General features: G+C 68.7%; 36 protein-coding genes. 19 read left to right on the top strand and 17 right to left on the bottom strand.

Features of this window, described 5'->3' with window-relative positions; translation table 11 throughout:
* Window positions 1-12 precede the first annotated feature (12 nt).
* Entirely contained in the window at window positions 13-894 is an 882-nt protein-coding gene (locus tag WOA58_RS09830; protein WP_340604020.1) for an NAD(P)H-binding protein, read from the top strand.
* On the top strand, window positions 895-1596 hold the full coding sequence (locus tag WOA58_RS09825) for a DUF7530 family protein (protein WP_340604019.1): 702 nt from the start codon (window positions 895-897) through the stop codon (window positions 1594-1596).
* Here the strand turns inward: WOA58_RS09825 and WOA58_RS09820 are convergent.
* Window positions 1593-1766, bottom strand: coding sequence for a DUF5786 family protein (locus WOA58_RS09820; RefSeq protein WP_340604018.1), 174 nt, complete (start codon window positions 1764-1766; stop codon window positions 1593-1595). The two genes, WOA58_RS09825 and WOA58_RS09820, sit on opposite strands and share 4 nt — an antisense overlap.
* Before the next feature lie 103 nt (window positions 1767-1869).
* Between WOA58_RS09820 and WOA58_RS09815 the strand changes: the two genes are divergently transcribed.
* Window positions 1870-2874 carry a DUF5784 family protein gene (locus WOA58_RS09815; RefSeq protein ID WP_340604017.1) on the top strand — a complete coding sequence of 335 codons (1005 nt, stop codon included), beginning with the start codon at window positions 1870-1872 and terminating at the stop codon, window positions 2872-2874.
* Here WOA58_RS09815 and WOA58_RS09810 read toward each other — a convergent pair.
* The gene (locus WOA58_RS09810; RefSeq protein WP_340604016.1) at window positions 2871-3155 is read right to left on the bottom strand and encodes a DUF5789 family protein; all 285 of its coding nucleotides are present in this window, start codon (window positions 3153-3155) and stop codon (window positions 2871-2873) included. The genes WOA58_RS09815 and WOA58_RS09810 overlap by 4 nt on opposite strands.
* Before the next feature lie 140 nt (window positions 3156-3295).
* On the opposite strand from WOA58_RS09810, the gene WOA58_RS09805 reads away from it, so the two are divergent.
* Together WOA58_RS09805 and WOA58_RS09800 are read left to right on the top strand one after the other, a co-directional pair.
* Window positions 3296-4075: a PHP domain-containing protein gene (locus WOA58_RS09805; RefSeq protein ID WP_340604015.1), complete on the top strand. Its 780-nt coding sequence runs from the start codon at window positions 3296-3298 to the stop codon at window positions 4073-4075.
* Between the two features lie 37 nt (window positions 4076-4112).
* Window positions 4113-4277, top strand: coding sequence for a DUF6757 family protein (locus tag WOA58_RS09800; RefSeq protein WP_340604014.1), 165 nt, complete (start codon window positions 4113-4115; stop codon window positions 4275-4277).
* On the opposite strand, the gene WOA58_RS09795 is transcribed toward WOA58_RS09800, so the two are convergent.
* Window positions 4274-4594: a 4Fe-4S dicluster domain-containing protein gene (locus WOA58_RS09795; protein ID WP_340604013.1), complete on the bottom strand. Its 321-nt coding sequence runs from the start codon at window positions 4592-4594 to the stop codon at window positions 4274-4276. The two genes, WOA58_RS09800 and WOA58_RS09795, sit on opposite strands and share 4 nt — an antisense overlap.
* Before the next feature lie 81 nt (window positions 4595-4675).
* Between WOA58_RS09795 and WOA58_RS09790 the strand changes: the two genes are divergently transcribed.
* The 4 genes from WOA58_RS09790 to WOA58_RS09775 all read left to right on the top strand — a co-directional run bounded on the left by WOA58_RS09790 (window position 4676) and on the right by WOA58_RS09775 (window position 5913).
* On the top strand, window positions 4676-4831 hold the full coding sequence (locus tag WOA58_RS09790; RefSeq protein ID WP_340604012.1) for a hypothetical protein: 156 nt from the start codon (window positions 4676-4678) through the stop codon (window positions 4829-4831).
* Window positions 4825-5184 carry a thiol-disulfide oxidoreductase DCC family protein gene (locus WOA58_RS09785; RefSeq protein WP_340604011.1) on the top strand — a complete coding sequence of 120 codons (360 nt, stop codon included), beginning with the start codon at window positions 4825-4827 and terminating at the stop codon, window positions 5182-5184. The genes WOA58_RS09790 and WOA58_RS09785 overlap by 7 nt, the downstream gene beginning before the upstream one ends.
* A 111-nt stretch (window positions 5185-5295) precedes the next feature.
* Entirely contained in the window at window positions 5296-5577 is a 282-nt protein-coding gene (locus WOA58_RS09780) for a SpaA isopeptide-forming pilin-related protein (RefSeq protein WP_340604010.1), read from the top strand.
* 102 nt (window positions 5578-5679) lie between these two features.
* Window positions 5680-5913: a DUF7385 family protein gene (locus WOA58_RS09775; RefSeq protein WP_340604009.1), complete on the top strand. Its 234-nt coding sequence runs from the start codon at window positions 5680-5682 to the stop codon at window positions 5911-5913.
* Here the strand turns inward: WOA58_RS09775 and WOA58_RS09770 are convergent, their stop codons facing one another.
* The 3 genes from WOA58_RS09770 to WOA58_RS09760 form a co-directional block, all read right to left on the bottom strand.
* Complete coding sequence (locus tag WOA58_RS09770; RefSeq protein ID WP_340604008.1) at window positions 5914-7077, bottom strand: acyl-CoA dehydrogenase family protein; 1164 nt, start codon at window positions 7075-7077, stop codon at window positions 5914-5916.
* A 158-nt stretch (window positions 7078-7235) separates the two neighbouring features.
* Window positions 7236-7934, bottom strand: coding sequence for a type 1 glutamine amidotransferase (locus tag WOA58_RS09765; protein WP_390220845.1), 699 nt, complete (start codon window positions 7932-7934; stop codon window positions 7236-7238).
* 71 nt (window positions 7935-8005) lie between these two features.
* Complete coding sequence (locus WOA58_RS09760; protein ID WP_340604006.1) at window positions 8006-8794, bottom strand: alpha/beta fold hydrolase; 789 nt, start codon at window positions 8792-8794, stop codon at window positions 8006-8008.
* Window positions 8795-8927: 133 nt separating this feature from the next.
* On the opposite strand from WOA58_RS09760, the gene WOA58_RS09755 reads away from it, so the two are divergent.
* Window positions 8928-10349 carry a sugar porter family MFS transporter gene (locus WOA58_RS09755; protein ID WP_340604005.1) on the top strand — a complete coding sequence of 474 codons (1422 nt, stop codon included), beginning with the start codon at window positions 8928-8930 and terminating at the stop codon, window positions 10347-10349.
* Between the two features lie 60 nt (window positions 10350-10409).
* Here the strand turns inward: WOA58_RS09755 and alaS are convergent, their stop codons facing one another.
* The gene (alaS, locus tag WOA58_RS09750) at window positions 10410-13175 is read right to left on the bottom strand and encodes an alanine--tRNA ligase (protein WP_340604004.1); all 2766 of its coding nucleotides are present in this window, start codon (window positions 13173-13175) and stop codon (window positions 10410-10412) included.
* 138 nt (window positions 13176-13313) lie between these two features.
* Window positions 13314-13805 carry a YciE/YciF ferroxidase family protein gene (locus tag WOA58_RS09745; protein ID WP_340604003.1) on the bottom strand — a complete coding sequence of 164 codons (492 nt, stop codon included), beginning with the start codon at window positions 13803-13805 and terminating at the stop codon, window positions 13314-13316.
* 175 nt (window positions 13806-13980) lie between these two features.
* On the opposite strand from WOA58_RS09745, the gene WOA58_RS09740 reads away from it, so the two are divergent.
* Window positions 13981-14256 carry an acylphosphatase gene (locus WOA58_RS09740; RefSeq protein ID WP_340604002.1) on the top strand — a complete coding sequence of 92 codons (276 nt, stop codon included), beginning with the start codon at window positions 13981-13983 and terminating at the stop codon, window positions 14254-14256.
* Between the two features lie 57 nt (window positions 14257-14313).
* Window positions 14314-14961, top strand: a complete 648-nt coding sequence (locus tag WOA58_RS09735; protein ID WP_340604001.1) for a hypothetical protein — start codon at window positions 14314-14316, stop codon at window positions 14959-14961.
* 12 nt (window positions 14962-14973) lie between these two features.
* Here the strand turns inward: WOA58_RS09735 and WOA58_RS09730 are convergent, their stop codons facing one another.
* Entirely contained in the window at window positions 14974-15963 is a 990-nt protein-coding gene (locus tag WOA58_RS09730; RefSeq protein ID WP_340604000.1) for a replication factor C small subunit, read from the bottom strand.
* A 95-nt stretch (window positions 15964-16058) separates the two neighbouring features.
* Between WOA58_RS09730 and WOA58_RS09725 the strand changes: the two genes are divergently transcribed.
* The 3 genes from WOA58_RS09725 to WOA58_RS09715 are packed head-to-tail and all read left to right on the top strand — an operon-like array spanning window position 16059 to window position 17735.
* The gene (locus tag WOA58_RS09725; RefSeq protein WP_340603999.1) at window positions 16059-17105 is read left to right on the top strand and encodes a polymer-forming cytoskeletal protein; all 1047 of its coding nucleotides are present in this window, start codon (window positions 16059-16061) and stop codon (window positions 17103-17105) included.
* 25 nt (window positions 17106-17130) lie between these two features.
* Entirely contained in the window at window positions 17131-17328 is a 198-nt protein-coding gene (gene samp2 / locus WOA58_RS09720; RefSeq protein WP_340603998.1) for a ubiquitin-like small modifier protein SAMP2, read from the top strand.
* The gene (locus tag WOA58_RS09715; RefSeq protein ID WP_340603997.1) at window positions 17325-17735 is read left to right on the top strand and encodes a GNAT family N-acetyltransferase; all 411 of its coding nucleotides are present in this window, start codon (window positions 17325-17327) and stop codon (window positions 17733-17735) included. Before samp2 ends, WOA58_RS09715 begins: the two co-directional genes overlap by 4 nt.
* On the opposite strand, the gene WOA58_RS09710 is transcribed toward WOA58_RS09715, so the two are convergent.
* The 3 genes from WOA58_RS09710 to WOA58_RS09700 are packed head-to-tail and all read right to left on the bottom strand — an operon-like array spanning window position 17717 to window position 20478.
* Window positions 17717-18400: a TenA family protein gene (locus tag WOA58_RS09710; RefSeq protein WP_340603996.1), complete on the bottom strand. Its 684-nt coding sequence runs from the start codon at window positions 18398-18400 to the stop codon at window positions 17717-17719. The genes WOA58_RS09715 and WOA58_RS09710 overlap by 19 nt on opposite strands.
* On the bottom strand, window positions 18397-19056 hold the full coding sequence (gene tenA / locus WOA58_RS09705; protein ID WP_340603995.1) for a thiaminase II: 660 nt from the start codon (window positions 19054-19056) through the stop codon (window positions 18397-18399). The genes WOA58_RS09710 and tenA overlap by 4 nt, the downstream gene beginning before the upstream one ends.
* 51 nt (window positions 19057-19107) lie before the next feature.
* Window positions 19108-20478 (bottom strand): phosphoglucomutase/phosphomannomutase family protein, encoded by a 1371-nt coding sequence (locus WOA58_RS09700; RefSeq protein WP_340603994.1) that lies wholly within the window; start codon window positions 20476-20478, stop codon window positions 19108-19110.
* Window positions 20479-20558: 80 nt separating this feature from the next.
* Between WOA58_RS09700 and WOA58_RS09695 the strand changes: the two genes are divergently transcribed.
* Window positions 20559-21128 carry an NADPH-dependent FMN reductase gene (locus WOA58_RS09695; RefSeq protein WP_340603993.1) on the top strand — a complete coding sequence of 190 codons (570 nt, stop codon included), beginning with the start codon at window positions 20559-20561 and terminating at the stop codon, window positions 21126-21128.
* Here the strand turns inward: WOA58_RS09695 and WOA58_RS09690 are convergent.
* The 3 genes from WOA58_RS09690 to larB form a co-directional block, all read right to left on the bottom strand.
* Window positions 21122-21364 (bottom strand): GIY-YIG nuclease family protein, encoded by a 243-nt coding sequence (locus WOA58_RS09690; RefSeq protein WP_340603992.1) that lies wholly within the window; start codon window positions 21362-21364, stop codon window positions 21122-21124. The two genes, WOA58_RS09695 and WOA58_RS09690, sit on opposite strands and share 7 nt — an antisense overlap.
* Before the next feature lie 51 nt (window positions 21365-21415).
* A complete protein-coding gene (locus WOA58_RS19185; RefSeq protein ID WP_461782288.1) occupies window positions 21416-21565 on the bottom strand; it encodes a DUF7563 family protein in 150 nt (49 codons plus the stop codon).
* Between the two features lie 184 nt (window positions 21566-21749).
* Complete coding sequence (larB, locus tag WOA58_RS09685; protein ID WP_340603991.1) at window positions 21750-22505, bottom strand: nickel pincer cofactor biosynthesis protein LarB; 756 nt, start codon at window positions 22503-22505, stop codon at window positions 21750-21752.
* A 96-nt stretch (window positions 22506-22601) separates the two neighbouring features.
* Between larB and WOA58_RS09680 the strand changes: the two genes are divergently transcribed.
* A complete protein-coding gene (locus WOA58_RS09680; protein ID WP_122088781.1) occupies window positions 22602-22769 on the top strand; it encodes a DUF1931 domain-containing protein in 168 nt (55 codons plus the stop codon).
* Window positions 22770-22825: 56 nt separating this feature from the next.
* Here the strand turns inward: WOA58_RS09680 and rpiA are convergent, their stop codons facing one another.
* Window positions 22826-23509, bottom strand: coding sequence for a ribose-5-phosphate isomerase RpiA (gene rpiA, locus WOA58_RS09675; RefSeq protein ID WP_340603990.1), 684 nt, complete (start codon window positions 23507-23509; stop codon window positions 22826-22828).
* A gap of 206 nt (window positions 23510-23715) precedes the next feature.
* On the opposite strand from rpiA, the gene WOA58_RS09670 reads away from it, so the two are divergent.
* Window positions 23716-24060 (top strand): four-helix bundle copper-binding protein, encoded by a 345-nt coding sequence (locus tag WOA58_RS09670; protein WP_340603989.1) that lies wholly within the window; start codon window positions 23716-23718, stop codon window positions 24058-24060.
* 42 nt (window positions 24061-24102) lie between these two features.
* Complete coding sequence (locus WOA58_RS09665; RefSeq protein WP_340603988.1) at window positions 24103-25050, top strand: hypothetical protein; 948 nt, start codon at window positions 24103-24105, stop codon at window positions 25048-25050.
* 1 nt (window position 25051) lies between these two features.
* Here WOA58_RS09665 and WOA58_RS09660 read toward each other — a convergent pair whose 3' ends face one another.
* Entirely contained in the window at window positions 25052-26179 is a 1128-nt protein-coding gene (locus WOA58_RS09660) for an ORC1-type DNA replication protein (protein ID WP_340603987.1), read from the bottom strand.
* Window positions 26180-26189 lie beyond the last annotated feature (10 nt).

Here is a 26189-nt window from a genome sequence, read left to right as displayed (position 1 = left end):
CTATTTTTCGGTATGCACGTGCTGGTGACGGGCGCGACCGGGTTCGTCGGCGAGCGACTGATCGAGCCGCTGTTGGATGCGGGCCACGAGGTCCGGGTGTTCGTCCGGGACGCCGCCGACTACCGGGGGCCCCGCGGGGTCGACGTCTACGAGGGCGACCTCCTGGAGCCCGAGACGATCCCGCCCGCACTGGAGGGGATCGACGCGGTCTACTACCTCGTCCACTCGATGGGTGGCGGCGGCGAGTTCGAGGAGATGGACCGCAAGCTCGCCGCGAACGTCCGTGACGCCGCGAGCGAGGCCGGCACGGACCGGGTGATCTACCTCGGGGGGCTGGGGGACGAGCGCGACGAGCTCTCGGGCCACCTCCGGTCGCGCCGGGAGGTCGAGTACGTCCTCGAGGAGGGCGACTACGACCTGACGGCGCTCCGGGCGGCGGTCGTCATCGGCGGCGAGAGCGCGAGCTTCGAGCTGATCGAACAGCTCGCCCATCGGCTGCCGGTGATGATCACCCCGCGGTGGGTCCGTACCGACTGCCAGCCCATCGCGATCGACGACGTGATCGCCTATCTGGTGGGCGCCCTCGACGAACCCGAGACGGCGGGAAAGACCCTCGAGATCGGCGGCCCCGACGTACTGACCTACCAGGAGATGCTCCACGTCGTCTCCGAACGGCTCGGGAAGCGTCTCCACATCCTTCCGGTCCCCGTTCTGACCCCGACGCTGTCGGCCTACTGGGTCAGCCTCGTCACGGACGTCGACCACGACGTCGCCCACGCGCTCGCGGCGGGGCTGAAGAACCCCGTCGTCGTCGACGACGACCGGATCGAGCGGTACATCCCGCTCGAGCTCACTCCCTTCGAGACCGCGGTCGAGCGGGCCCTGGGCGAATAGATGGGGCCGGAGCCGGAGTTCGGCGAGACGTGGACGTTCGAGAGCATCGTGGGCGCGCTACCGGGCGTCGAGTTCTCCGATCGGGTGGCCGTCACGTTCCAGTTCGCGCTGTTCCAGGTCGGCGTGCTCGTCCTCGCGGCGATCTACGACGCCTGGACGGCCGCCCTCGCGGGCACCGCCGCGGTGATCGTCGCCGCCGGCGGCAGCGTCATGATGCTCCGGATGGGCGAGCTCGTCCGCTCGGTGTCGGTGTCGCCCGCCTATCGCAGGATGCTGTTCGGCTCGAACGTCGAGGTCGTCCTGAGCGTGCTGGCGTTCATCGCGCTCGTGACCCACCTGCTCGTGGTCGACCCCCGCCAGTCCGAGACGCCGCTGATCAACGAGCTGTTCGGGCCCGAGCCGTCGATGGTGTTGGTCTACTTCACCCTGCTCGTGCTCTGGGACCTCTGTTACCGGCTCGGGACGAGCTGGTGGATCGCCGTCGTCTCGCTGTGGCGCTCGGTCCGCCACCCCGTCGACCCCGAGACGGCGGCGACGCTCGGGCGCGTCGACCGGCTCAACGTCGGGTTCGCGCTGCTACAGCTGATCCTCGTCCCCTTCGCCCTCGGCCACCCGGCACTGGTCGTCGGGCTGATCGGCCACGTCCTCGCGGTGACGGGCGTCTCGGGGCTGTCGTATCTGATCGCGAAGAGCCGGCGTTAGCTGGATTTTATCCGCTTGAACTGATCCAGGAGCGCCTCCGTCGAGTCGCCGGAGTCGAACTCGAGTTTCCCCCGATACTCCGAGCGGTCGTCGTCGAAGTCCGTCTCGACGGTCGTGTTCTTCTTCTCGCGGCGCTCGTGTTCGTCTTCGTCATAAGCTCCCATTGACATTGCGAACCACACTCACTGCTTGGAAACGACAGGTCATTAATGTAACGGCGAGGGGGCGGTCGGGGCCGGAACGCTAAACCGGGCTGGTCCCCTGATCTCCGACGTGGCCCGTCCGCTCCGCTTTCGACACTCCCCCGAGTCCTGGTCGGTAGACCGCGTCCATCGAGACCTGTTTCGCTCGCTCGACGACGCGATCGGCGCGCGCTGTACGACCCCGTGGTACCGGCCGGCGAACGGCTACGAGGCCCGCCGCTTCGACATGGACAACGGCGATACGGCGCTGTTCGTCTGGGACGACGAGGAGGCCTACTGGATGGGCAACACCGAGACGCCGAGCACGCTCTGGCGCACCGAGAAGTACACCTTCGACGAGGTGCCCTACCCCGTCGCGGGCTGGGCCCAGCGCGAGCTGCTCGCCGGGCTCCACGACGAGGAGCCGTGGCTCGTCGACTACCCGCACCTCTCGTGGTTCTTCCTGCCCGTCTTCTGCTCGAAGGACGGTCGCGAGACGACGCGGACGTTCTTCCGGGAGCACGCCGCGGGCTTTCCCGACAGCTCCCGGGAGGCGGGCTGTGCGTTCTACGAGTCGGTGCTCGAATCCGGGGTCCTCGACGAGTACCGTTACACGATGGCGAGCAAGCTCGGCACCAGCGACCGCCTCGATCCCGTCCGGATGAGCGCGACGATGAGCGAGTTCACCGTCGCCCACCTGCTGACGGAGGCCGGCTACGACATCGTCCCGGAGATCGAGGTCACGACCGGCCACTCGATCGACTTCCGGGCGAAGCGAAACGGAACCGGACACCTCGTCGAGGTGACCCGGCCGCTGCCGCCGACCCGCCGGGCCGCGAACACGGCCGTCGCCGCCGTCAAGGAGACCGCCGGGACGAAGACGTCGGGCCAGCTCAGCGAGCACGGCGGTGGAGTCACGCTGCTGGTCGACTGCTCGTCGTTTCGCGACGACGAATGGGCGCGGGTCAACGGCGAGAAGCCGTCGGTCGGCCACCGGCCCGCGGCCGTCTTCCGGGCCCGGCCCTCGGGGCACGTCGAGGCCTACAGCAAGGGATCGGTACCGGTAGACCTCGATGGGGCCGTCGAGTGGGTTTAGAAGGAGACCGGGACGTTCCCGTCGGTCCCCGGCGGGTCGGGGTCGCGGTCGCTGTAGCCCTTCCGGCCGATCGCCTGGCTTCCCAGCCCGGCGTAGACCGCGTGGCGTGCCTCCTCGGCGCTCTCGAAGCTCTCGTCGCCGGCGATCTCGAGGGCCTCGCCGACCGTCTGTGAACCGCCCGCCAGCTCCAGGGTCTCCTCGCCGTGGCTGTCGATCAGGTCACGGGCGGTCGTCGGGTAGCTCTGGTCCTCGAACAGCGCGTTCGTACTCGTGTAGCACATCGTACCCGGTTCTGGGTGGAGGATAATTATAACGATTGTCCATAATGGTCCTAGGTTACCTCTAGCAGTATAACCGAAAAACGGTATATGATAGGTACGGGGGTCGTAACGGCTTCGGCGCTGGAACGCGCAGGGGGGGCATGGTCCACGCCGACCTCCACGCCCACACGACGGCCTCCGACGGGTCGATGACGCTCGCCGAACTGCCCGCGGCGGCCCGGGCGGCGGGCGTGGCGGTCGTGGCGATCACCGATCACGATCGGCCCCATCCGGAGCTCGAGGGGCCGGTCACCGAGCGGGAGGGCGTGACCCTCGTCCGGGGGATCGAGCTCCGGGTCGACTCGGCCGAGGGGGCGGTCGACCTGCTCGGCTACGGCGTCCGCACGACGCCGGAGCTCGAGGGGCTCGTCGAGCGGATCCAGGGGGACAGGATCGAGCGCGGCCGCGAGATCATCCGCCGGGTCGAGGGGCTGCTCGGCGTGGAGCTCGACCTCGCGCCCGCTGCCGGGCTCGGCCGCCCGCATATCGCACGGGCGATCGCCGAGCATCCCGAGTCGGGCTACGACTACGAGGAGGCGTTCGCCGAGCTGATCGGGGCGGACTGTCCGTGTTACGTCCCCCGCGAGATCCCGGGCTTCGAGCGCGGCGTCGAGGTCCTGAACGGCTCCTGTTCGCTCGTCGGGCTCGCCCATCCCTTCAGGTATCCGGACCCCGAGGCCGCACTCTCGCTGACGGACGAGCTCGACTGCGTCGAGCGCCACTACCCCTACGGGCGGTCCGTCGACACCGACCTGCTCGACCGGGCCATCGAGGAGTACGGCCTGCTCGCGACCGGCGGGAGCGACGCCCACGACGACCGGCTGGGCCGTGCGGGGCTGAGCGAGGAGGAGTACCGAGCTATCCAGGAGCGACTGCCGTAAGCGGTGCCTTCAACCGTGTGCGCTCCCTACGAGAGGCATGCGCTGTCACTACTGCGACCGCGATGCGGCCGTCAGCGCGGAGTCGGACGGGGTGCGGGTCGGTCTCTGCGAGGAACACTTCCAGAACCGGCTCGAGGAGCTCGCCGAGAGCGAGGAGCTGGCGGAGCTCCAACAGCGCCTCGACGTCGACCGCGAGGGTTAGATCCGGCTCGCGTCGACGTCGATGGCGTCGACCGGACAGACGTCGACACAGAGCATGCAATCGATACACTGAGCCTCGTTGACGGGGTCGGCCTTGATCTCGCTTTCGGGGTGATCGGGCGTGTCGACCCACTCGAAGACGTCGACCGGGCAGTCCTCCAGGCACGCCCCGTCCGCGAGACAGACGTCGAAGTCCACCGCGACGTGGGTGCCGTGGATCCCCAGCTGTTCTGGCTCCTCGACCGGCCCCCACACGTCGTGACCCTTGTGAGTCCCTTCCTTCTCGCGGTTCTCGTCGAACTGTGGATCGATCGCCATGGCGGGTCGAGGGCCGAGCGAGGGATAAAGCCCGCGGCGCGATCCCGCAGGCCTATGTCGGAGGGTTTCCTCGGGGCGGGTATGGCGCCTTCGCCGCCGACCGCCCGCGAGCCCGACCGAGCCGCCGCGACCAGCCCCGACCCCGACCGCCACCCGACCGGCGATCCGGGCGGCGGCTCGCGCTCCCCGTTCACTCGCTCGCCCGACGCGCGCCGGACACGGGGCGAGCCGTGGTAGCGGTCCGCGCGCCACCCCGGCTCGTCTACGACGACGACTGTGGGTTCTGTACGTGGTGTGCGGAGTACGCCGACTCGCGGGGCGTCTTCGAGCCCGTGGGCTTCTCAGAGCTCTCGCCCGATCAGCGCGCCCGGCTCCCGAACGACTACGAGTCCTGTGTCCACCTCCTGACCGACGACGCGGTCTACTCCTGTGGTCACGCCCTCGAGGAGATCCTCGCGCGCATGGGCGCACCCGAGCGCACCGTCGTCAAGCTCCTCCGGCTGCTTCCGGGCCACGAGCGGACCCGCGAGCCGCTCTACCGGGTGATCGCCGCCAACCGGTCGCTGTGGGGTCGCTTCCTTCGTCGTTAGAGCGCCGACAGAGGTGTACGGACAACCCGGACCTCCAGACGCCCCCGAGGAGGCCGTGCGAAACGGCCGACCAGCAACCATTTACAACGAGAGCGACACGTCGTAGTCACGATGTCAAATGACGAGTCCGGAACCCACAGGCTCACGCTGCAAGTGCAAGACGGAGAGGGCGAGTCTCCCGATGTCGACGTAACGATCGACGGCGACGGCATCGACGGGACGCGCACGACTCACAGCGACGACGGTAGCGTCACGTTTCAGCTTCCGAGTGGTTCCTACGAGATCGTCGACGTCGAGCCGCCGGGCTACGAAATCGACGACGAAACCCCGTCCCGGTTTACGGTCGAGAACGGCGACGAAACCGACCTTCTCATGCTCTCTCTCGACGAATAGGCGTCCCGAGTAGATTCCACCCGTCTATCGGTCGTCTCTCGGCACACGCCCCATCAGGAAAACTTTCGATAAATTGATATGATTGTCCATCAATACATCAACATGGACGAGAACGACGTTCACGCGGTCCGCCATCGGCTGAAGCTGCTGCGGAAAACCGCGGGCGAGGAACGCTACGAGAACCGTGATGGGGTCGCCTGTCCCGCCTGCTCGGAGCCCTTCGACGAGCTACTGGCGACCGACGACGCCGAGCGGCGTTTCGACCCCCCGGACGGCGTCGGGATCTGTTCGGTCGCCGGGGACGGGCGGCTGTTCGCGTTCTCGCATCGGTCCTGATCACTCGAACGCGGAGAGGCCGGTGAGGTCCTGGCCCAGGATGAGGGTGTGGATGTCGTGGGTTCCTTCATACGTGTAGACCGTCTCCATGTTGGCCATGTGGCGCATCGGGGAGTACTCGTCGGTGATCCCGTTGCCCCCGAGCATCTCGCGGGCGATCCGGGACTGGTCGCGAGCCATCTCGACGTTGTTGCGTTTGGCCATCGAGACGTGCTGGGGGCGTAGCTCGTTGCGCTCCTTCAGCTCGGCGAGCCGGTGGGCGAGCAGCTGGCTCGTCGTGATCTCCGTGGCCATCTCCGCGAGCTTGCCCTGCTGGAGCTGGAACCCGCCGATCGGGGTGTCGAACTGCTCGCGGTCGGTCGCGTACTCGCGAGCCTCCTCGAAGCAGTCCCGTGCCGCCCCGACCGCACCCCACGCGATGCCGAAGCGCGCCTGCGTGAGACACGACAGCGGCCCCTTCATGCCCGAGACGTGTGGGAGGACGTTCTCCTCGGGGACCCGGACGTCGTCCATCGTGAACTCCCCTGAACTGGAGGCCCGAAGCGAGAGCTTCCCGTCGATCGAGTCGATCTCCAGCCCGTCGCGGTCGGTCTCGACGAGAAAGCCCCGCACCGGTTCGTCCTCCGCAGAGGCGTCGCGCGCCCAGACGACGAGCACGTCCGCGATCGGCGAGTTCGTACACCAGCGCTTCTGGCCGTTCAGGACGAACCCGTCGCCGTCGCGCTCGGCGCGCGTCTCCATGCTCCCGGCGTCCGAGCCGTGCTCGGGCTCGGTGAGCGCGAACCCGCCGACGGCCTCGCCCTCGCCCAGCGCGGGCAGCCACTCCTCCTTCTGGGCCTCGCTCCCGAAGGCGTGGATGGGGTACATCACGAGCGCGCCCTGGACGCTCGCCATCGATCGCAGCCCCGAGTCACAGGCCTCGAGCTCCTGCATCAGCAAGCCATAGGCCGTCTCGCTGACGTTCGGGAGACCGTAGCCCTCGAGGTTCGGGGCGAAGAAGTCGTGCTCGCCCATCTCGGGGATGATCTCCTCGGGGAAGGTGCCGGCCTCGTAGTGGTCCGCGATGGTCGGGCGCACGCGCTCGTCGGCGAACTCGCGTGCCTCGTCCCGGAACGCCCGCTCCCCGTCGGTCAGCTCCTCCTCCAGACCCACATAATCGAGCATACGGGATCGAACGGAGCCCGTCGTGAAAAACGCTCCTATCCGCCGTCGTTTCGATGAACGTCGGTGTGTTTATGTCGTCTATATCTAACGGAAGAATCTAGCTTTCTTACTTATCTAACAGTGGAAAGAGGGTCGGTCGGGGGTGAGTCTCGGCCGGCTCAGTCGGCGGCGACCGGCTGCTCGCGGCGCTCGGAAACGAACTCGAGGAAGTTATCGAAGACGAGCTTCGCCTCGCAGGCGGCGGTGTAGTTCTCCGGGGTGATCCCGGCGAGGACTTGGTCTCGACGCTCCTCGTCGATGTTCTTGCGTCGGGTCAGCCCCTCGGCGGTCTCCATGTCGTACTCGGGGTGGAACTGGACGCCGAAGACGTCGCCCTTCCGGAAGCCGTGGTTCGAGTACTCGTTCTCGGCGAGGGGTTCGGCGCCCGGCGGGAGGTCGACGACGGCGTCCGAGTGGGTCGTGAAGGCGAGGAACTCCTCGTCGATCCCGTCGAACAGCGGCGAGTCGCCGGTGTGGGTGATCGGGTTGTAGCCGATCTCGTACTCGCCCATCCCTTCGACGGTGCCGCCGAGCACGTCCGCCAGCAGCTGGTGGCCGTAACAGACCCCGAGGAAGGGGATGTCCCGGTCGACCGCGTCGCCGACCCACCCCTTCAGCGGCGGGATCCAGGGCTCGTCCCAGTAGACCGACGAGCGCGAGCCGGTGACGATCGCGCCGTCGTACTCGAACGTATCAGGGAGCTGTCCGTCGGTGACGTCGAACTCGACGAGCGAGGCGTCGAGTTCGCGCCGGAAGTTTCGTTTCGTGTTCCTGTCTCCGTGGGAGGCGTCGAGAACCGCAAGACGTGGGGGACTCACTACCATGCTTACGTCCCCCACGCCAAAAACTGTTGCGGATCAGACATATCCTGCCTTATCAATAGTGATAGTTACTCAACGTCCTCGAAGAACGACAGGATCCGGTCGTTGACCGGTCGCGAGCGCTCGATCCACACCCCGTGGCCGGCGCCAGCGTAGGTCTCGAGCGAGCCCCGCGGCAGCCCCGCGGCGAGCGGGTCGGCGTTCCCGACTGGGACGACCCCGTCGGCCTCGCCGTGAACGACCAGGCTCGGCACCGTCAGCTCGTGGAGCCAGTCGCTCGCGTCGAAGCCCTCGAACGCCGCGTTCTGGGCCTCCCAGCCCGCCCGGTTCGCGTCGCCCGCCGCCCGCCACTCGGCGATCCCCTCGCATACCTCGGGCTGCTCGTCGCGAAACCCCTCCGAGAGCAGCGCCGAGAGCGACTCTCTGCGGGCCTCGGGCTCGTCGGGCGGCGCGAACAAACGCTCGCGGGGCTCGCGGGGCAGGCGCGCGTCGGGCCCGCCGGGGCTCGTCCCGATCAGAACGAGGCTCCGGGCGCGCCCGTACTCGCGGGCGTACTGCAGGGCGACCATCCCGCCCAGCCCCGCCCCGACGAGATGCGCCCGGCGAGCGCCGTGGTCCGCGAGGACGGCCTCCAGATCCGCGGCCAGCTCCGCGACCGAGTAGGGCCCCGGCGGGGCATCCGAGCGGCCCGTCCCCCGCGCGTCGTGGACCAGAACCTCGTAGGGTCCCGCGAGCGCGGCGTGCTGCCAGCCCCACTGCCAGGCGCCGAGCCCCAAGTCGCCGAGCAAGGCCACCGTCTCACCCTCCCCCTCGACCTCGTAGCGGATCGAGACCCCCTCGCGAGTCACGGTCGTCATCGAGTCCCCTACCGGTCGACGCCGGGTAAGGCGCCCGGTCGCAATCCACGAACGATGATCCAAATTTACTATCGTTGTAGATAAATCGAGGGGTTCGTAACGGCGTGGGGCCGAGCCCCACCAACGAACGATAATGAGTATCAGAGAGACCGCGGGCCTCGGCGGCGAGCGACGGCGGTTCGTCGTGATCACCGCCGCGCTGGCCGCGCTGAACGGGCTGTTGTTCGGGTTCGACACGGGCGTCATCTCCGGGGCGCTGCTCTACATCGGCGAGACGTTCCCCGCCCTCGAGGAGTCCGCGTTCCTCGAGGGGCTTGTCGTCAGCGGCGCGCTGGTGGGGGCGGCCGTCGGCGCGGCGATCGGCGGCCGGCTCGCCGACCGGATCGGTCGGCGGCGGTTGATCCTGCTCGCGGCCTGTATCTTCTTCATCGGCTCGCTCGGGATGGCCACCGCACGGAGCGTCGAGTGGCTCATCGCCGCCCGGGTGTTCAACGGGATCGCGATCGGCTTCGCCTCGATCGTCGGCCCGCTCTACATCTCGGAGATCTCCCCGCCGGACATCCGGGGCTCGCTCGTGACGTTCAACCAGCTCGCGATCACGAGCGGCATCCTCGTCTCCTATCTGGTGAACTACGCGCTCGCGGGCCAGGGCGCCTGGCGGCTCATGCTCGGTGCGGGGATGGTCCCCGCCACCGTCCTGCTCGTCGGGATGTACTTCATGCCCGAGAGCCCGCGCTGGCTCGTCGAGCAGGAGCGCGAGGAGGAGGCGCGCTCGACGCTCGAACGCATCCGCAGCGAGGTGAGCGTCGACGAGGAGATCGCCGAGATGCGCCGGATGGCCGAGGTCGAGGAGGCCGAACTGGGCGACCTGCTCCAGCCCTGGATCCGCCCCGCGCTGATCGTCGGGATCGGACTCGCGGCAGCCCAGCAGGTCACCGGGATCAACACGGTGATCTACTACGCGCCGACGATCCTCGAATCGACCGGGTTCGGAAGCGTCGCCTCGATCCTCGCGACCGTCGGCGTCGGCGTCATCAACGTCGTCATGACCGTCGTCGCGATCCTGCTGCTCGACCGGGTCGGCCGGCGGCCGCTGCTTCTGGGCGGGATGGCGGGGATGTTCGTCATGCTGGTCGTCCTCGGCGGGGCCTTCTACCTGCCAGGTCTGGGCGGCGTGCTCGGCTACGTCGCGACGGGCAGCCTGATGCTGTACGTCGCGTTCTTCGCGATCGGGCTCGGGCCGGTGTTCTGGCTGCTCATCGCCGAGATCTACCCGCTGAACGTCCGCGGGACGGCGATGGGCGTCGCGACCGTCGTCAACTGGCTCGCGAACCTCGCGGTCGCCCAGCTGTTCCCCCAGCTGTTCGACCTGATCGGGCCCGCCTTCACGTTCTGGCTGTTCGCCCTGCTGACGGCGGCCTCGTTCGCCTTCTCGCACTACTTCGTGCCCGAGACCAACGGCCGGAGCCTCGAGGAGATCGAGGCCGACCTGCGGGACACCGCCATCGGAGGCGAGGAGCTCTCGATGGCCGAGCGCGCCGAGGAGGGCGACTGAACCGCCGGCAGAGCGATAGCTGGTTCCGAACTTCGATTCGAATGGCGAAAACGAGCCGTTCTACGCGTTGCGGACGCGCCTGAGGACCTCGGGCGCGGACTCGAGCGCCTCGTCGAGCTTGTCGGTATCGGGCCCGCCGCCCTGCGCGAAGTCCGCGGGGCCGCCGCCGCCGCCGCCGACGGTCGCCGCGAGCTCGCCGACGACCTCGCCGGCGTTGATCCCCGTCCCCTCGGGGGCGGCGACGACGAACTGCGCGCCGCTCGCGCCGCTGCCGAGCACGGCGACCTTCCCCTCGCTCGCCAGGGCGTTGGCGGTCGCCCGGAGCTCGTCGCTGTCGGCGTCCATGCGCTGGATCACCGCGGTCGCCCCGCCGACGTCGACCTCCTCGCCCTCGCCGGCGCGCAGCTCGGCGAGCTCCTCGGTGAGCGCCTCGATCTCCTTCCCGCGCGCCTTCCACTCCTCGAAGAACCGTTCCGCGGTGTCGGGCACCTCCTCGGGCGAGACGTCGAGGACCTCGGCGGCCTCGTAGAGGGCGTCCTCGGTGCGCTGGGTCGCGCGGATCGCCGCGTCGCCCGCCGCGAAGGTCAGGCGCTCGACCCCGTCCTGGACCCGCTCGGTCGAGAGCACCTTGATCGCGCCGATCTCGCCGGTACGGGAGACGTGGGTGCCCCCGCAGGCCTGGACGTCCTCGGCGACGTGGATCAGCCGGATGCGCTCGCCCGGCGGGATCCCGCCCTGATAGAGGTCGAAGCCGTGTTCGGCCTCGGCCTCGTTGCGGTGGGGCCACTCCTCGGTCACCGAGACGTCGTCGGTCACCAGCTCGTTGGCGACCCGCTCGATCTCGATCACCTGTTCGCGGCCGACCCGGTCGTAGTGGCGCACGTCGAGCCGGGCGCTATCGGTCCCCTTCTGTGCGCCGGCCTGGCGGATGTGCTCGCCGAGCACCTCGCGGGTGGCGTGGCCGACGATGTGGGTCGCGGTGTGGTGGCGCATCAGGCTGCGCCGGCGCTCGGGGTCGATCCGCCCGCGGACGAACGCGCCCTTCTCGGGCTCCTCGTCCACCCGGTGGAGGACGACGCCCTCGCGTTCCTGGACGTCCCGGACCTCGTAGCTGCCGTCGTCGGTCGAGAGCGTTCCGTGGTCGGCGGGCTGGCCCCCGCCCTCGGGGTAGAACATCGTCTGGTCGAGGACGACGTCGTAGCCCTCCGCGCGCTCGATCACGTCGAGGATCACCGCCTCGAAGTCGGTACCCACCGAGTCGTCGTAGTAGAGCTTCTCCGTGTCGGGGAGGTCGGCGGCGCGCTCGTCGCGCTCCTCGACGTCGCGCATCGCCTCGCCCGCGTCATGGCGGCCCGCGACCAGGCTGTAGAAGTCGTCGGGCACCTCGACGCGAGCGCCGGCCTCCGTCGCGATCTCCTCGACCATATCGGGCTGGATCCCGTGCGAATCGTACAGTTCGAGCAGCTCCTCGGTCGGAATCGGCTCGCCGCGCTCGGCGTACTCCTCGGCGAGCCCCTCGACGCGCCGGCCGCCACGTTCGAGCGTTTCCCTATATTTCTCGACCTCCGTGCGCACGATGTCGCGGACGGTGTCGCGGTTCTCGTAGCCCAGCCGTTCGGCCTGCATGTCGACGAGCTCGTCGAGCGGGGCGTCCACTCCGACAGTATCACAGAGGCGTTTCGTGCGACGGAGGACCATCCGCGCGAGATAGCCCGTCGCGACGTTCGAGGGGACGATCCCGTCGCCGAGCATGTATGCGAGGGTTCGGCAGTGGTCGGCGATGGCGTAGACCGCCTCCATCGGCTCCATCAGCGCCTCGAGCTCGTCGGCGTCGACGCCGACGCCCGCCGCGATCTCCCCGCGGGCGCTCTCCATGTCCTCCGCCTCGTCGATGTCCATGTGGCCCGCGAGCTTCGAGGCCTCGTGGAGCAGGGCGGCCTCCTCCTCGGTGTGGGTGATCCCGGCGTTGTCGGTCAGGAACTCTATCATCTCGGGGTAGATCGCCTCGTACACAGTAGGAGTTCCCTGGGACACCCAGGTCCAGCGTTCGAGCCCGTAGCCCGTGTCAACGATGTAGGTGTCCATGTAGGAGTAGCGGTTGCCGTCCTTGAGCTCGTAGTCGCCCTCGGGGTCCTGCTCCATGCACATGAAGACGAGGGTGGCGAGCTCGACGCCGCGGTAGATGACCTCGATGGCGGGGCCGGCGTTGCCGCCGCCGACCCACGGGTCCTCGATGTAGGTGATCTCCTCGGGATCGGCACCCAGGGAGGTGAAGAACTCGTCGCAGTACTCCACCGTCCGGTCCTTCCAGTAGACTTCCCCATAATAGGCGTACTCGTCGGGATCGACGTCCTCCTGGGTGTTAAAGGCGTGATGGGCCATCATCTCGAAGGCCATCGTGTGCCGGCCCGTCTTCCCGACGTTGTCGATGTCCTGCATCCGGATGCAGGGCTGGGAGATGGTGAGGGGATTGGCCGGCGGGGGCGTCTTCCCGCTCGTCACCAGCGGCTGGAAGTCGTAGATCGACGCCTGGGTCAGCAGGACGTCGTCGCGCCAGCGGTTCGCGGCGACCGGGTAGGGCTCGACCCGCTCGTGGTCCTGTTCCTCGAAAAAGGAGAGGAAGTTCTCGCGCATCTCCTCCAGCGAGTACTCCCCCTCGAACCCCGGGTTGTCGATGAAGGAGTAGTCGACACACGGCGGCTCCCCACAGAGCTCCTGCTCGTGATCGCGCGTCCAGAAGTGGGCCCCACACTCCGGACACTCCCGCCTGACGAAGTCGTTCTCCTCGAAATACTCGAGGCGGTATTCGGCTTCGAGCGCACTCATGATACCGCTAGTGGCCAATCGGGCGGTAAAACTGTTGCGCACCCACCATCAGAACGGCCGAATCGGGATCACGGGACTGATCTTACGGTATTCAACGTGGTTGCAAAAAACGAGCGATCCGATCGGGGAGCGGAGCGACTACGCCTCGATGCGGCCGTAGTCGAACTCCTCGCCCATCTCCGCGAGGGTGTCGAGCTCCTCTTGCTCCTCGCGCATGTTCTGCTCGAGGAGGTCGGCGGCCTCGTCCAGGCCGAGCTGGTCGGCCAGCGGCGTGAGGTTGCCGTAGCAGGCGATCTCGTAGTGCTCGGACTTCTGGCCCGCGGCGATGTTGAACCGGTCGAGCGCGCCGTCGCTCGGCTCCTGCTCGACGAACTCCTCGTGAGCCTCGATCATCCCCTCGATGACGGGGTCCTCGGCGGCCTCGGGCTCCTGGCCGACGGCCTCGAAGACCTGCTCGAGGCGCTCGATCTGCTCCTCGGTCTCCGAGCGGTGCTCCGAGAAGCCGCTCTGGAGCTCCTCCGTACTGGAGGTGCTCTCGAGCTCCTCGAGCGCGTCGAGCAGCCGCTGCTCGGTGTAGTAGATGTGCTGTAGCCCCTCGACGAACAGGTCCTCGGTGTTCTCGACAGTCATTGTGATCTCCGCTTGGAACGACACCGGGCATTTCAATAAACGGTTGGCTTGCACATGTGAGGGGGCCGTATTCCGGCGATTCGATCGTCGGAAACGTTGCGACTGACGGGCGAAGGGTTTTGAAAGGGGAACCGGAAGTCCGGGGAATTTGAAAGGGGAACCGGAAGTCCGGGGAATGCCAGAATCCCGAGTCCACGTGTTCATCGAGGGGAACGTCCAGGACGTCCACTTCCGGGACAACGCCCACGAGACCGCCCGCGCCCACGACCTCACCGGCTGGATCCGCAACCTCGACGACGGCCGCGTCGAGGGGGTCTTCGAGGGCAGCGAGGAGGACGTCGAAGCGATGCTCGAGTGGTGTCGGACGGGCCCGATCAAGGCCGAGGTCGAGGACGTCGAGGTCGAGATCGGGAACCCACAGGGCGACCTCGAGGACTTCGAGAAACGCTGAGGGTCAAGCGAGGGGCACGGCCACAAACGCTTTGAGTAGTTGCGAAAACACAGCGATATGTCCTCCCGTCGAACGCTTGGTTCGCTGGTAACGCTTCCGGCGCTACTCCCCGGGTCCGCCGTCGCACAGACCGGGACCGAAGCCGACGGCGCGTTGCTCCTCGTCGGACTCACACTGATCGTCGGCGTCATGGCCGCCTTCACGATCGTCGTCGGGGCGGTCGTGCTCGCGGTCTCGACGCCGTACGTCGAGGCCCTGGAGCGGCGGATCTACGACGCGCCGGTCAGGTCGGGCGCGGTCGGGATCGCGACGCTGATCGGCGGGTTCGTCCTCACGATCGTCGCCCTGCTCGTGGTGGCGGTGGTCGGCGAGATCGGGGGCGGCGAGCCGGTCGTCGACCTCCTCGGGATGCTCGTGCTGGTGGCCCTCTTGGTCGGCGGGATGGTCTTCGTGACGCTCGCGGACGTGATCGGGTCGATCGTGGCCGGATTCACCTTGCTGCGGCGGTTCGGTAGCGGCGAGCCGAACCGATGGCTCGCGCTCGTCGTCGGCTCGGTCGTCGTCAGCGTCCTCTATCTGATCCCGCTGGTCAACGTCGCGGCGATGGCGGTCGTCGTGGGGCTGGGTGCCGGCGCGATGGTCGGCCACTGGCGGAGCGGTCGGAACGGCGGGGCCTCGGGCCCGGGTGAGCCGGCGGGCGGGTAGAAAGGAGCGTGCTCAGCTCTCGTCGGCGAGCGCGAGCGAGGCCAGAAACGCCTCCAGCTGGATCTTCTCGTTCGCGCCCTCCGTGATGCGATAGTCGGTCTCGCCGATCCGATCGAGGGTGCGCACCGCCTCGCGGTCGCTGAGCCCGAGGTCCCAGACCGAGCGATGCAGTTGGTCGATGATGTCCCCGCCCGAGAGCCCCTTGTTCGAGACGAGGTCGTCGAGGGTGGCGCGGGCGCCCGTGAAGTCGCCCTCCAGCGCGCTCGTGACCATCGCCTCGATCTCCGCGGGGCGGGCGGTGGCGGTGATCGTGTAGACGGCGTCCTCGTCGACGGTCTCGCCCATGACCGCGGCGGCCTGCAGGGAGTTCACCGCCCGGCGCATGTCGCCGTCCGCGGCGTAGACCAGCGCCTCGACGCCCCCGTCGGTGAGCTCGATCCGCTCGGTGTGGGCGATCTCGCGGATCCGCTCGCCGACGGCCTCGTCGGAGATCGGCGAGAACCGGAAGACGGCACAGCGCGACTGGATCGGGTCGATGATCTTCGAGGAGTAGTTACACGAGAGGATGAACCGCGTGTTCGAGGAGAACTGTTCCATCGTTCTCCTGAGAGCGGACTGGGCGTCAGAGGTCAGCGAGTCGGCCTCGTCGAGGAAGATGATTCGGTAGTTGTAGCCGCCGAAGCTCGCGCGCGCGAACTCCTTGATCCGGCCCCGCACGACGTCGATCCCGCGGTCGTCGGAGGCGTTCAACTCGAGGAAGTTGTCCCGCCAGTCGTCGCCGTAGACCTCGCGGGCGATGGCGGTCGCACACGTGGTCTTGCCGATGCCGGCGGAGCCCGAGAACAGCAGGTTGGGCAGGTCGTCGCGCTCGACGTAGCGCTTCAGCCGGTCGGTGATCTCCTCCTGGCCGATCACCTCCTCCAGGGTATCGGGCCGGTACTTCTCGACCCAGATCTCCTCGCGGCCGGGTCCCGCGGCGCCGCCAGCCTCGCTCTCGCTCATACCCGATCCACGCGCTGCGGCCGTGATAAACTCCCCGAGACGGTCGGGTGTAGGCTCCCCAACAACTATATTCCCGGCCGAAGCCTGCACTCCCCATGAGACGGGTGCTCGCGCTGATGGCGGTCGTGGTGGTCGTGCTCTCGCTGTTCTCCGGCGTCGCCGCTGCCCAGGAGACGCGAACGGGCGAGGCCGTCATCGTCGGGGAAGACGAGACCGTCGACGGCGACCTGAGGGCCTTCGGGGGCACGGTCGTCGTTCAGGGAACGGTCGACGGCGACCTGACCGCCTTCGGGGGCGACGTGCTGATCGAAGGCGAGGTGACCGACGACGCCGAGGCGTTCGCGGGCAACGTCCGTGTGGCCGGCGACGTGGGCGGCGAGGTCGGTGCCGCGGCCGGCAACGTCACGATCGGGGAGGGCGCGAGCGTCGGCGCGCTCTCGGCGGCGGGCGGCAACGTCGCGATCGAGGGCGAGGTGGTCGGCGACGTCGAGGCCGCGGCGGGCAGCGTCAGCCTGGGCCCCGAGGCGGCGGTCGGCGGCGACCTGAGCTACGGTGGGGAGCTGAACCAGCATCCCGACGCGGAGGTCGCCGGGAGCGTGAGCGAGGAGTCGACCTCCGGGCCCGTCCCGGGACCGATCGGCGAGCTGCCCGCCCCGCCGACGTGGCTGGGGCCGCTCTACTGGCTGCTGGTCAACCTCGTGCTGGGCGCGATCCTGCTCGCGGCCTTCCCCTGGTTTTCGGGGGACCTCGCGCGCACCGCGCGGGAGGCGGCGCCCAAGAGCGGCGGCGTCGGCGCCCTCGCGCTCGTGGGGATCCCGATCGCGCTCGGGCTCGTCGCGGTCACCGTCGTCGGCATCCCGCTCTCGTTGGCCGGCTTCCTCCTCTTCCTCGTCCTGCTGTGGGTCGGGTCGGTCTACGGCCGGTTCGCGCTCGGGGCGTGGCTGCTCTCGCTCGCGGACGCCGAGAACCGCTGGGTCGCGCTGGTCGTCGGGCTGGTCGTCGTCGCACTGGTAGGATCGATCCCGTTCCTCGGCGGGCTCGTCGAGCTCCTCGTCCTCCTCCTCGGGCTCGGCGCGCTCGTTCTCGTGCTGTACGGCCGATACGACGACGCACGGGCCCGCGAGCCGTCCGCGACAGCCTGAAACCCCTCGCGGGGGTAGGCGAGGTATGGACGTCACCGTCGAGGTCGTCGGCGAGGACACGTACGACCTCAGCCTCCCGGAGCCCACCTACGCGGATCTCCTCTCCGAGCTCGACCTGAGCCCCCACGAGGTGAGCGTCATGGTCGACGGCCGGCCCGTCCCCGAGGACCAGCCCGCCGACGCGCAGCAAGTGCAGGTCCTGCGACTGATCAAGGGCGGATGATCCGCGAGGCCCGCGAAACGGAGGTAGACGACGTCATGCGAGTACTCGAAGGGGCACTGCTGGAGATCGAGCCCGGGAAGGTGCGTCAGGCGATCGCGCGGGGCGACGCGCTGGTCGCGAGCGAGAATGGACACGTCCGCGGCGCGCTCGTCCTCGAGGGAACCCACGTCGCAGCGGTCGCGGTGGTCCGACGCCACCGGGCGAACGGAATCGGTTCGGCCCTCGTGAGACGCGCCGCCGAGCGCGGCCCGCTCACCACGGAGTTCCGCCCCGCCGTCCGTCCCTTCTACGAGTCGCTGGGGTTTGCGGTCGAGTGTGAGGAGAGTGGAGCAGGCGAGGAAAGCGATGGGATGGATAGCGAGAAACGGTGTCGGGGCCGGCTGCCCGCTCAGGACTCGATGTCGTAGGCCATGTCGAAGAACGCGACCTCGAGGTCGACCGTCCGCTCGAAGAGCTCGGCCACCCGTCGCTGTCGGCGCGGGGAGAGCTCCGGCCCGTGGTCGTCGAGCTCCCCGCGGAGCCATTCCACGTACTCCTCGAACTCGTCTACGACGTGGATCTCGATCCATTCGTCGAGATACCAGCGCTCGGGCTCGCGGTCGGCGACGTGGCGCGCCCACTCGAGATAGACCCACTCGGCGGCGAGAGTGGTGGAGAGGCTCTCTGCATAACTCCCCTCGTGGGCCGCCCGGAGCATGAAGTCGGTGAATGCGCGGGTCACCCCTTCGAGCTCGGGCTTGCGCCACTCGTTCTCGGGCACCCCCAGCTCCGCGAACGCCCGCTCGAAGTAGTCGTTCTCGCTGCCGGTGAGCACTGAGAGCTGCTCGCTCAACCGCGCCATCTCGTCCATCGACGGCGCCTGGCTGACCGCGAGTGCGGTCGTCCGCGCGCCGAGTTCGAGGAACGCGTAGTCCTGGACGAGGTAGCGCTCGAAGACCGCGTCGTCGATGGTGTCGTCGCCGAGCTCCTCGACGAAGCGGTGGCGGGTCGCCTCCTCCCAGGCGGGTTCGGAACGCTCGCGGAGCCAGTCGCTGAACCGGCCCTCGCCGTCGAACGCTTCGGAGTCGCTCATAGCTCCCACCCCTCCTGCGTGTAGGCCATCTCCCAGAACTCGCCCTCAAGGCGGGCGCTCGTGAGGAACGCCTCCTCCATCGCCTCGTGTTCGCCGGGGTAGCGCTCGCCACAGCGGTCGACGAACTCCCGCATCCAGTCGACGGCCTCGACGAACTCCTCGTCGGTGTACTTCTCGATGAAGGGCGTATAGCGGTGTTCCTCCTCGCTCAGCTCGGCCATGTGGGCCGCGACGTCCAGATAGCCCTGCCCGCAGGGGTAGATCGCGGCGGCGATCTCCGCGAGGCTCCCCTCGTGGGCCGTCCGCACCAGGAAGTCCCCGTAGGCCCGACAGGTCGGCGCTTTCTCGACCGTCTCGAGCTCGGCGGGGTCGATCCCGTACTCGGCGGCGAACTCCCGGTGGAGGTCCATCTCGTAGTCGAGCACGGTGTGGGCGACGCCCATCAGGTGGGTCATCGTCTCCTCGTCCCTGGCCCGCGCGCCCGCCACCGAGAAGGTCCGGGCGTAGTCGAGCAGGTAGCGGTAGTCCTGGCGCACCCAGTGGAGGAACGCCTCCTCCTCTAAGGTGCCGGCCGCCAGCTCCGTCACGAAGGGGTGGTCCTTCTGGGCTGCCCAGATCGGTTCGCCGAGTTCGAGCAACGCGTCGCTGAACGCCATGGGCCGGCTTCGCCTCCGTCGGTGATATAACTAGTTGATATCAGTCGATTATCAACGGACCTCGCGCACGAGCTCGCTTCCGGCGTCGAGCAGCGCCTCGACGCGACCCTCCTCCTCGGCCTCGGCGTAGACCCGCAGTTTGGGCTCGGTGCCGCTGGGCCGGACCAGCAGCCACGCGCCGCTCTCGAGCAGGAGCTTGAACCCGTCGGCGGTGTTGACGTCCTCGACGCGCTCGCCGGCGACGGCCTCGGGGATCGACTCCGATAGGGCGTCGAGCGTTCGGGCCTTCTCCTCGTCGGGACAGTCGACGCTCACGCGGCCCTGGTGGATCTCGCCGTGTTCGGCGAGCAGGCGGTCGACACGGTCGTCGAGGGGGTCCTCGTCGTGGGCCGCGGCCGCCAGCAGCGCCGTCAGCACGCCGTCCTTCTCGGGGACGTGGCCGCGGATCGAGAACCCCCCCGACTCCTCGCCGCCCATCAGGGCGTCCTCCGCGACCATCGCGTCGGCGACCCATTTGAACCCGACCGGCACCTCGATCGCCCGCTCGCCGTGGGCTTCCGCGATCCGATCGACGAGGAACGTCGTCGAGACCGTCCGGACGGCCGCCCCCGAATCGGTCTCGAGCAGGTAGTCGTAGAGCGCCGCATACAGCAGGTTCGTGTTCAGCAGGCCGCGCTCGGGCGTGACGACCGCGATCCGATCGGCGTCGCCGTCGTTGGCCACTCCGAGTTCGGCCTCGCCCTCCGTGACGCGCTCGATCAGTTCCGCGAGGTTCTCCTCGGTGGGTTCGGGCGAGACCCCGCCGAAGGTCGGGTCGTCCTCGCAGCGCAGGCGGATCACGTCGACGCCCGCGCGCTTGAGCAGGCTGTCGGTGACCCCGCGGCCGCTGCCGTGGATCGCGTCGTAGGCCACGGTCAGATCGACGTCCTCCCCCACGAGATCGAGGGCCTGATCGGCGTGTGGGGTGACGAAGTCGACCCGCCGGACCGAGCCCCACTCCTCCTCGGGCAGGGGTTCGGGCTCCGCGAGGTTCGCCTCGATGGATCCGGTGATCTCGGGGAGCGCAGGGGCGCCGTCGGAGGGAATGAACTTCACGCCGTTGTACTCGGGCGGGTTGTGCGAGGCGGTGAGCATCAGCCCGCCGGCGAGCTCTCGCTCGACGATGTTCCACGAGAGCAGCGGGGTGGGCCGGTCGCGCTCGGGCATCACGACGTCGAAGCCGTTCGCACAGAGCACCCGAGCGAGCTCCTCGGCGAAGCCCGGCGAGGACTCGCGGGCGTCGTAACAGACGCCGACGGGGCCGGCCAGCCCCTCCTCCTCGAGGTGGGTCGCGACCGCCTGTCCGACCATCCGGACCCGCGGGGCGGTGAAGGTGTCGAGGGTCGCGCGCCAGCCGTCGGTCCCGAAGCTGATCTCGTCCATGTACGGACCTCATCGCCGGGGAAGAAAAATCGGCGGGGTACTCCGGTGTCGTTTTCCTTCCCGGTCCCCGACGGGACGGTATGGAAGAGCCACGCGTCGTCGCGGTCGCCGGCAGCCTCCGGGACGGCAGCTACACCCGCCTCGCGCTCGAACACGCCCTCGACGCCGCCCGGGAGGCCGGCGCGTCGGTCGAGCTGCTCGACCTCCGGGAGTACGACCTGCCGGTCTACGACCCCGACGCCGAGAACACCGCCGACGCCGAGGAGCTCATGCGCGAGATCCGCGAGGCCGACGCGGTCCTGCTCGGGACGCCCGTCTACCACGGCACGATCTCCTCGGCACTGAAGAACGCGCTCGACTACTGCGGGTTCGACGAGTTCGAGGACACCACTACGGGATTGCTCGCGGTCGCGGGCGGGGGGACCTTCGGGCCGACCCTCGAACACCTCCGGGCGAGCGTGCGCGCGATGCACGGCTGGACGCTACCCCACCAGGTCGGGATCAGGAACGCGAGCGACCAGTTCGATTCGGAGGAGGAGTTCGTCGACCCCGCGCTCGAAAAGCGGGTCCGGAAGCTCGGCCGCCAGGCCGTCGAGTACGCCTTCATCGACCCCGAGCCGATCACCGAGCACACCGAGACGGCTCAGTAGTCGACCAACGACTCCTTTTCGTTCCGCGAGAGCTGCTTGATCGCGTACTCGCGGGACATCGCCGCCGACCGCGTCTCGAAGGACTCGGTGTGGACCAGCGAGACGGGCGTCCGACCCCTGGTGTATTTGGCGCCCTCGCCGGCGTCGTGCTCGGCGACGCGTCGCTCGACGTCGGTGGTGTAGCCGGTATAGAGGCTGCCGTCTGCACACTCCAGCAGGTAGACGTGATGTGTCATAGAAGGCTTCGCGTGGTGATTTCCGTACGGTACGGGTGACGTCAGGGGCAGTTATGCCTTTCGCGCACGGAGCCTCGCGGCCTCCGCTATGCCCGCGTTCGCCGAACAGCTGGGACAGGCGAGGATGTGCCCGTTCTCGTCGGCGAACACGCGCTCGAACCGCTCGGAGACGTGCGCTTCGCAGTGGTTGCAGTGTGGCATCGGGTTCAACCGGCAGGTCCGCCATGCCGGCAGCTAGCAGTAAGGGAGGACTCGGTAAATACCCTTTCCATAACTAGTCCTGTATCCGCGTTTCGCGAAGGATAGTTGGTGATGAGGCGATCTATATATCAGATACAGAAAGCAAATGCTGCGGAGAGGACGTGAAACTTTTCGATGAAGGAAATCACGGCCGTGCGGCCGCGATCGATCGGGCGATCAGGCCCGCCTGTGCCCCCGCGACGAAGCCCGCGTCGACGTTCACCGTCGAGAGGACGGTACACGACTGGAGGGTTCCGAGCAGGGCCGCCTCGCCGTCGCTCCCGAAGCCGTAGCCGCTGGAGACCGGCAGGGCGATCACCGGGGCGGGGACGAGGCCCGCGACCACCGTGGGAAGGGCGCCCTCCCGGCCGGCGGCGACGATCAGGACGTCGGCCTCCCGGAGCCGGTCGAGCTGGTCGACGACCCGCGTGAGGTTCGCGACGCCGACGTCCTCGACGCGCTCGACCGACGCGCCGATCTCCCGGGCGATCACGGCCGCCTCGCCCGCGGGCTCGCGGTCGGCCGTGCCGCCGGTGACGATCCCCACCGTAGCACTGATCTCGGGAGGCTCGAACCCCCCGCCGTGGACGACCAGACAGCGTGCCCGCTCGTGGTAGGTCGCCTCCCCCTCGACGCCCGCCTCGATGACCGCGGCGTCCTCGCTGCCCAGCCGGGTGACGATCGCCCGCCCCGTGGTGTCGAGGGCGGTTCCGACGAGCGCGGCGACCTCCTCGACGGTCTTGCCGGGCGCGAAGACCGCCTCGGGGATGCCGCGCCTGCGCTCGCGTGCGGCGTCGAACCGGCCGGCGTCGGTGGTCGCGTAGCCCGCGAGGCGTGCCTGAGCCTCCTCCGGGCTTAATTCGCCCGACGAAACTCGTTCAAGAATGTCTCGAAGTCCCATATTCGGGGGGTAGACCCCCAGCTATTCCTATTCGTCGCCTTCAGAACGCGCCGATTTACGAAAGCTTATAAACGCGGCAGGAAAAGGCCCGACTGTATGGCAGACCTGATCGTCAAAGCCGCCGTAAAGGAAGCACTGTCCGACCACAACGTCTCCTCCGACTTCTACGACGCGCTCGACGAGGAAGTCGAGGAGCTGCTCGACGACGCGGCCCGTCGTGCCGAGGACAACGACCGGAAGACGGTGCAGCCCCGCGACCTGTAACCGCTGCCACCACGCCCTTCTCAGTTTATTCGCGCCGACCAGCGTAAGCCTCGGCGTTAGCGACGTCGCTCCTCGACGCCCCCGTCGGTGCCGACGAGCACGTCGTCCGCCAGCCCGACGAACAGCCCGTGCTCGAGGACGCCCGGGATCGCCGAGAGCTCGTCGCCGAGCTCGGCGGGCGACTCGATTCGCCCGAAATCGCAGTCCAGCACGAGGTTACCGTTGTCGGTGACGACGGGGCCGTCCTTCCGTTCGGCACCCCGGAGCTCGGCCTCGCCGCCCAGCCCCGCGACCGCCCGCGAGACGGGCTCGCGGGCCGACGGGAGCACCTCCAGGGGGACGGGGTGATCGAGGCTCTCGACCTCCTTCGAGGGATCGGCGACGACGACGAACCGCTTTGCGGCACTGTCGACCAGTTTTTCCCGTGTGTGGGCCGCCCCGCCGCCCTTGATCAGGTCGAAGCCGGCGATCTGATCGGCCCCGTCGATCGTGACGTCGGGGAGCGCGTCGTCGAGCGTCACGAGCTCGATCCCGGCCTCGCGGGCGAGGTCCGCCGATCCATAGGAAGTGGGGATCCCCCGGAGGTCGAGGCCCTGCCCGACCCGCTCGCCGAGCGCGCGGATCGCGTGGGCCGCCGTCGAGCCGGTGCCGAGGCCGACGACCGCTCCGTCCTCGACGAGTTCGGCGGCGCGTTCGCCCGCCGCCCGCTTCGCCGCCTCGCTCCCGCCGGTGGTCTTCATGCGCGGGCGGTCGCTTCCCGGGGAAAAAAGCGTTTCAGTCGTCGCACTCCGCTTCGGGATCGAAGGGACGTCCCGTACCGGGATCAGCCCCTCGCGAGCCCTCTCTCGGCCCGGCCGGGGTTTCGGTTCCGAAGGGTTCGACCGTCCGGCGGGGTGCCATCGCAAGCGAAATCGCGGTAAACTATGCCGCCGTCCGTCCGAACGCGATGGCACTTACCGAGATCGACCACCTGGACGACGAGATGAGCGAGTGTATGGACAACTGTTTGGAGGCCGCCCAGGCCTGCGAGTGGTGTGCGGACGCCTGTGCGGGCGAGGGCGAGGAGATGGCCCGCTGTATCCGGCTCTGTCGCGACGTCGCGGACCTGACGACGCTGCACGCCCGGTTCATGGCGCGCGATTCGGGCTACCACGCCGAGCTCGCGGCGACCTGCGCGGAGGCCTGCGAGGAATGTGCCGAGGAGTGCGAGCAACACGACGACGACCACTGTCAGCTCTGTGCGGAGAAGCTGCGCGAGTGCGCCGAGACGTGTCGGGAGATGGCGGCCTGAACTCCACCAACAGCTAACCGGCTCGGCGCTCTCGGGCCGAGTATGGAGACCCCGACGCTCGACGACGCCGACAGGACCGTCCTCGAACGACTCGCGAACGGGCCACGAACCGCCGCGGAGCTCGACGGGTTCGACGACCCCGCCGAGCGGCTCGACGCGCTCGCCGAGAGCGGGCTGGTCGTCGACGGCGAGGACGGCTACGAGCTCACCGACAGCGGCCGGCGGGTGATCGAGGCCCCCGGCGACGCGAGCGCGGACGACCGGATCGACGCGCCCGACGAGGTCGAGGCCGCCCTCGAGGACGCCGACCTGGCGCCCGACCGGGCCGCGGCGCTCCGGGGCGCGTTCGCCTTCCTCTCCTACTGGGGCGAGGCGAGCGCCCACGAGATCCGCGACGCCGTCTACAGCGAGCAGCCGGCGGGCTACGACTCCTCGGAGGCGTGGTGGGACGACCTCGTCGGGGACCGGCTCGCGGACCTACCGGAGATCGAGCCGGCGGACGACGGGGCGTGGCACTACGCGGGCCGACCGGGCGTCGACGAGCCGAGCGTCGACGGCCGACATGGTCCCGACGACGACGCGCCCTACGGCGACGCGAAACACGCCCTCGAGTCGCTCGACCTCGATAGGGATGAACGCGCGGCGGTCCACGCCGCGTTCGCCCTCCTCGCCGACGACGGCGAGGCCGACGAGGAGCGGATCGCTGCCCTCCACGACGACCACCCCGCCGGGTTCGGGTCGGCCGAGGAGTGGTACGACCGCATCGGCGCGCTGCTCGCGGAGCTTCCCGGCGTCGAGCGCGAGGGCGGGACGTGGCGCTACCGCGGGGACGAGGCGGCGCGCGACGCCACCGGCTCACACGGCTCGGAGACGACCGAACCCATGGACGAGAAGGGGTCGGGTGCCGGCAGCGATCGGCTCCCCGGTTCGGAGGACGCGAAAGCGGGGTCCCAGAAGCGGGACGGGGACGGAAGCGAGGACAGGAACTGAGTCAGTCCAGCCGGGCCTCGACGGCCTCGTGGTCGTAGGCCAGCGAGAGGGTGCGCGAGCGCCCGCGTCCCTCGGTGCCCTCGTAGGTCGTCTCGAGGACTCCGAGCTGGTCGAGCTTGTTGACGATCTCCGAGTAGCGGGTGTAACCCAGGTCGGTCTCGTCGGCGAACGCCTCGTAGACGGCGCCGGCCTGCTCGCCGTCGTGCTCGATCAGCACGTGGACGAGCGCGGCCTCGCTCTCGGAGAGCCCCCGGAGGCTGCGCGAGAGGTGGACGTATTTGGACTGCTCGTAGGCCTCCTCGACGTCCTCGGCGGCGACCGTGCGGCTCGCGCGCATCTCGGCGTTCAGCCCCGCGCGCCTGAGCAGGTCGATCCCCACCCGGAGGTCGCCGCTCTCGGCGGTGAGCTCGGCGACCCGGTCGAGGACCGTCGTGGAGATGACGCCGTCGTGAAAGCCACGGGTAACCCGCTCGTCGAGGATGTCGACGATCTCGCCGGCGTCATAGACCGGGAAGTAGACCTCCTCGGGCCGGAAGACGCTCTGGACGCGGGTGTCGAGCTCCTCGATGGTGTCGAGCGCGAGGTCCGAGGAGATCACGACCACGCCGATGCGCGTTCCGGGATGGGCCTCGTGGGCGCGAAGCAGCGAGTACAACGTATCGCTCGCCTCGTTCTCGTAGAAGAGGTAGTTCACGTCGTCGAGCGCGACCACGAGCACTTCGTCCTCCTCGACCAGGCGATCGGCGACCTGACCGAACAGCTTCTTGAACGACACCCCGCTGGAGGGTGGTTCGTACTCGAAGATACCCTCGAACAGCCGCGAGAACACCGCGTAGCGCGTCGAGTCGACCTGACAGTTGACCCGGACGGTACGAACGCCCGAGCGGCCCGAGAGCTCGCCGAAGAGCTTCTGGACCGCCGTCGTCTTGCCGGTGCCGGGCGGGCCCTGGACCAGCGCGTTCAGCGGACGCGACCCCCGGACGGCGGGCCGCAGCGCGTACTGGAGGCTTTGTAACTGCGTCTCGCGGTGTTTGAACGTCTCGGGGACGTAGTCGATCTCGAAGACCCGTTCGTCCCGAAAGACCGACTCGTCCCACGAGAGCATCCCCTCCTCGGGGTCGTCGACCATCACTTTCACC

The sequence above is a fragment of the Halalkalicoccus tibetensis genome, assembly GCF_037996645.1.
Lineage (GTDB): Archaea > Halobacteriota > Halobacteria > Halobacteriales > Halalkalicoccaceae > Halalkalicoccus > Halalkalicoccus tibetensis.
This window is presented reverse-complemented; position numbering and strand designations above follow the sequence as displayed.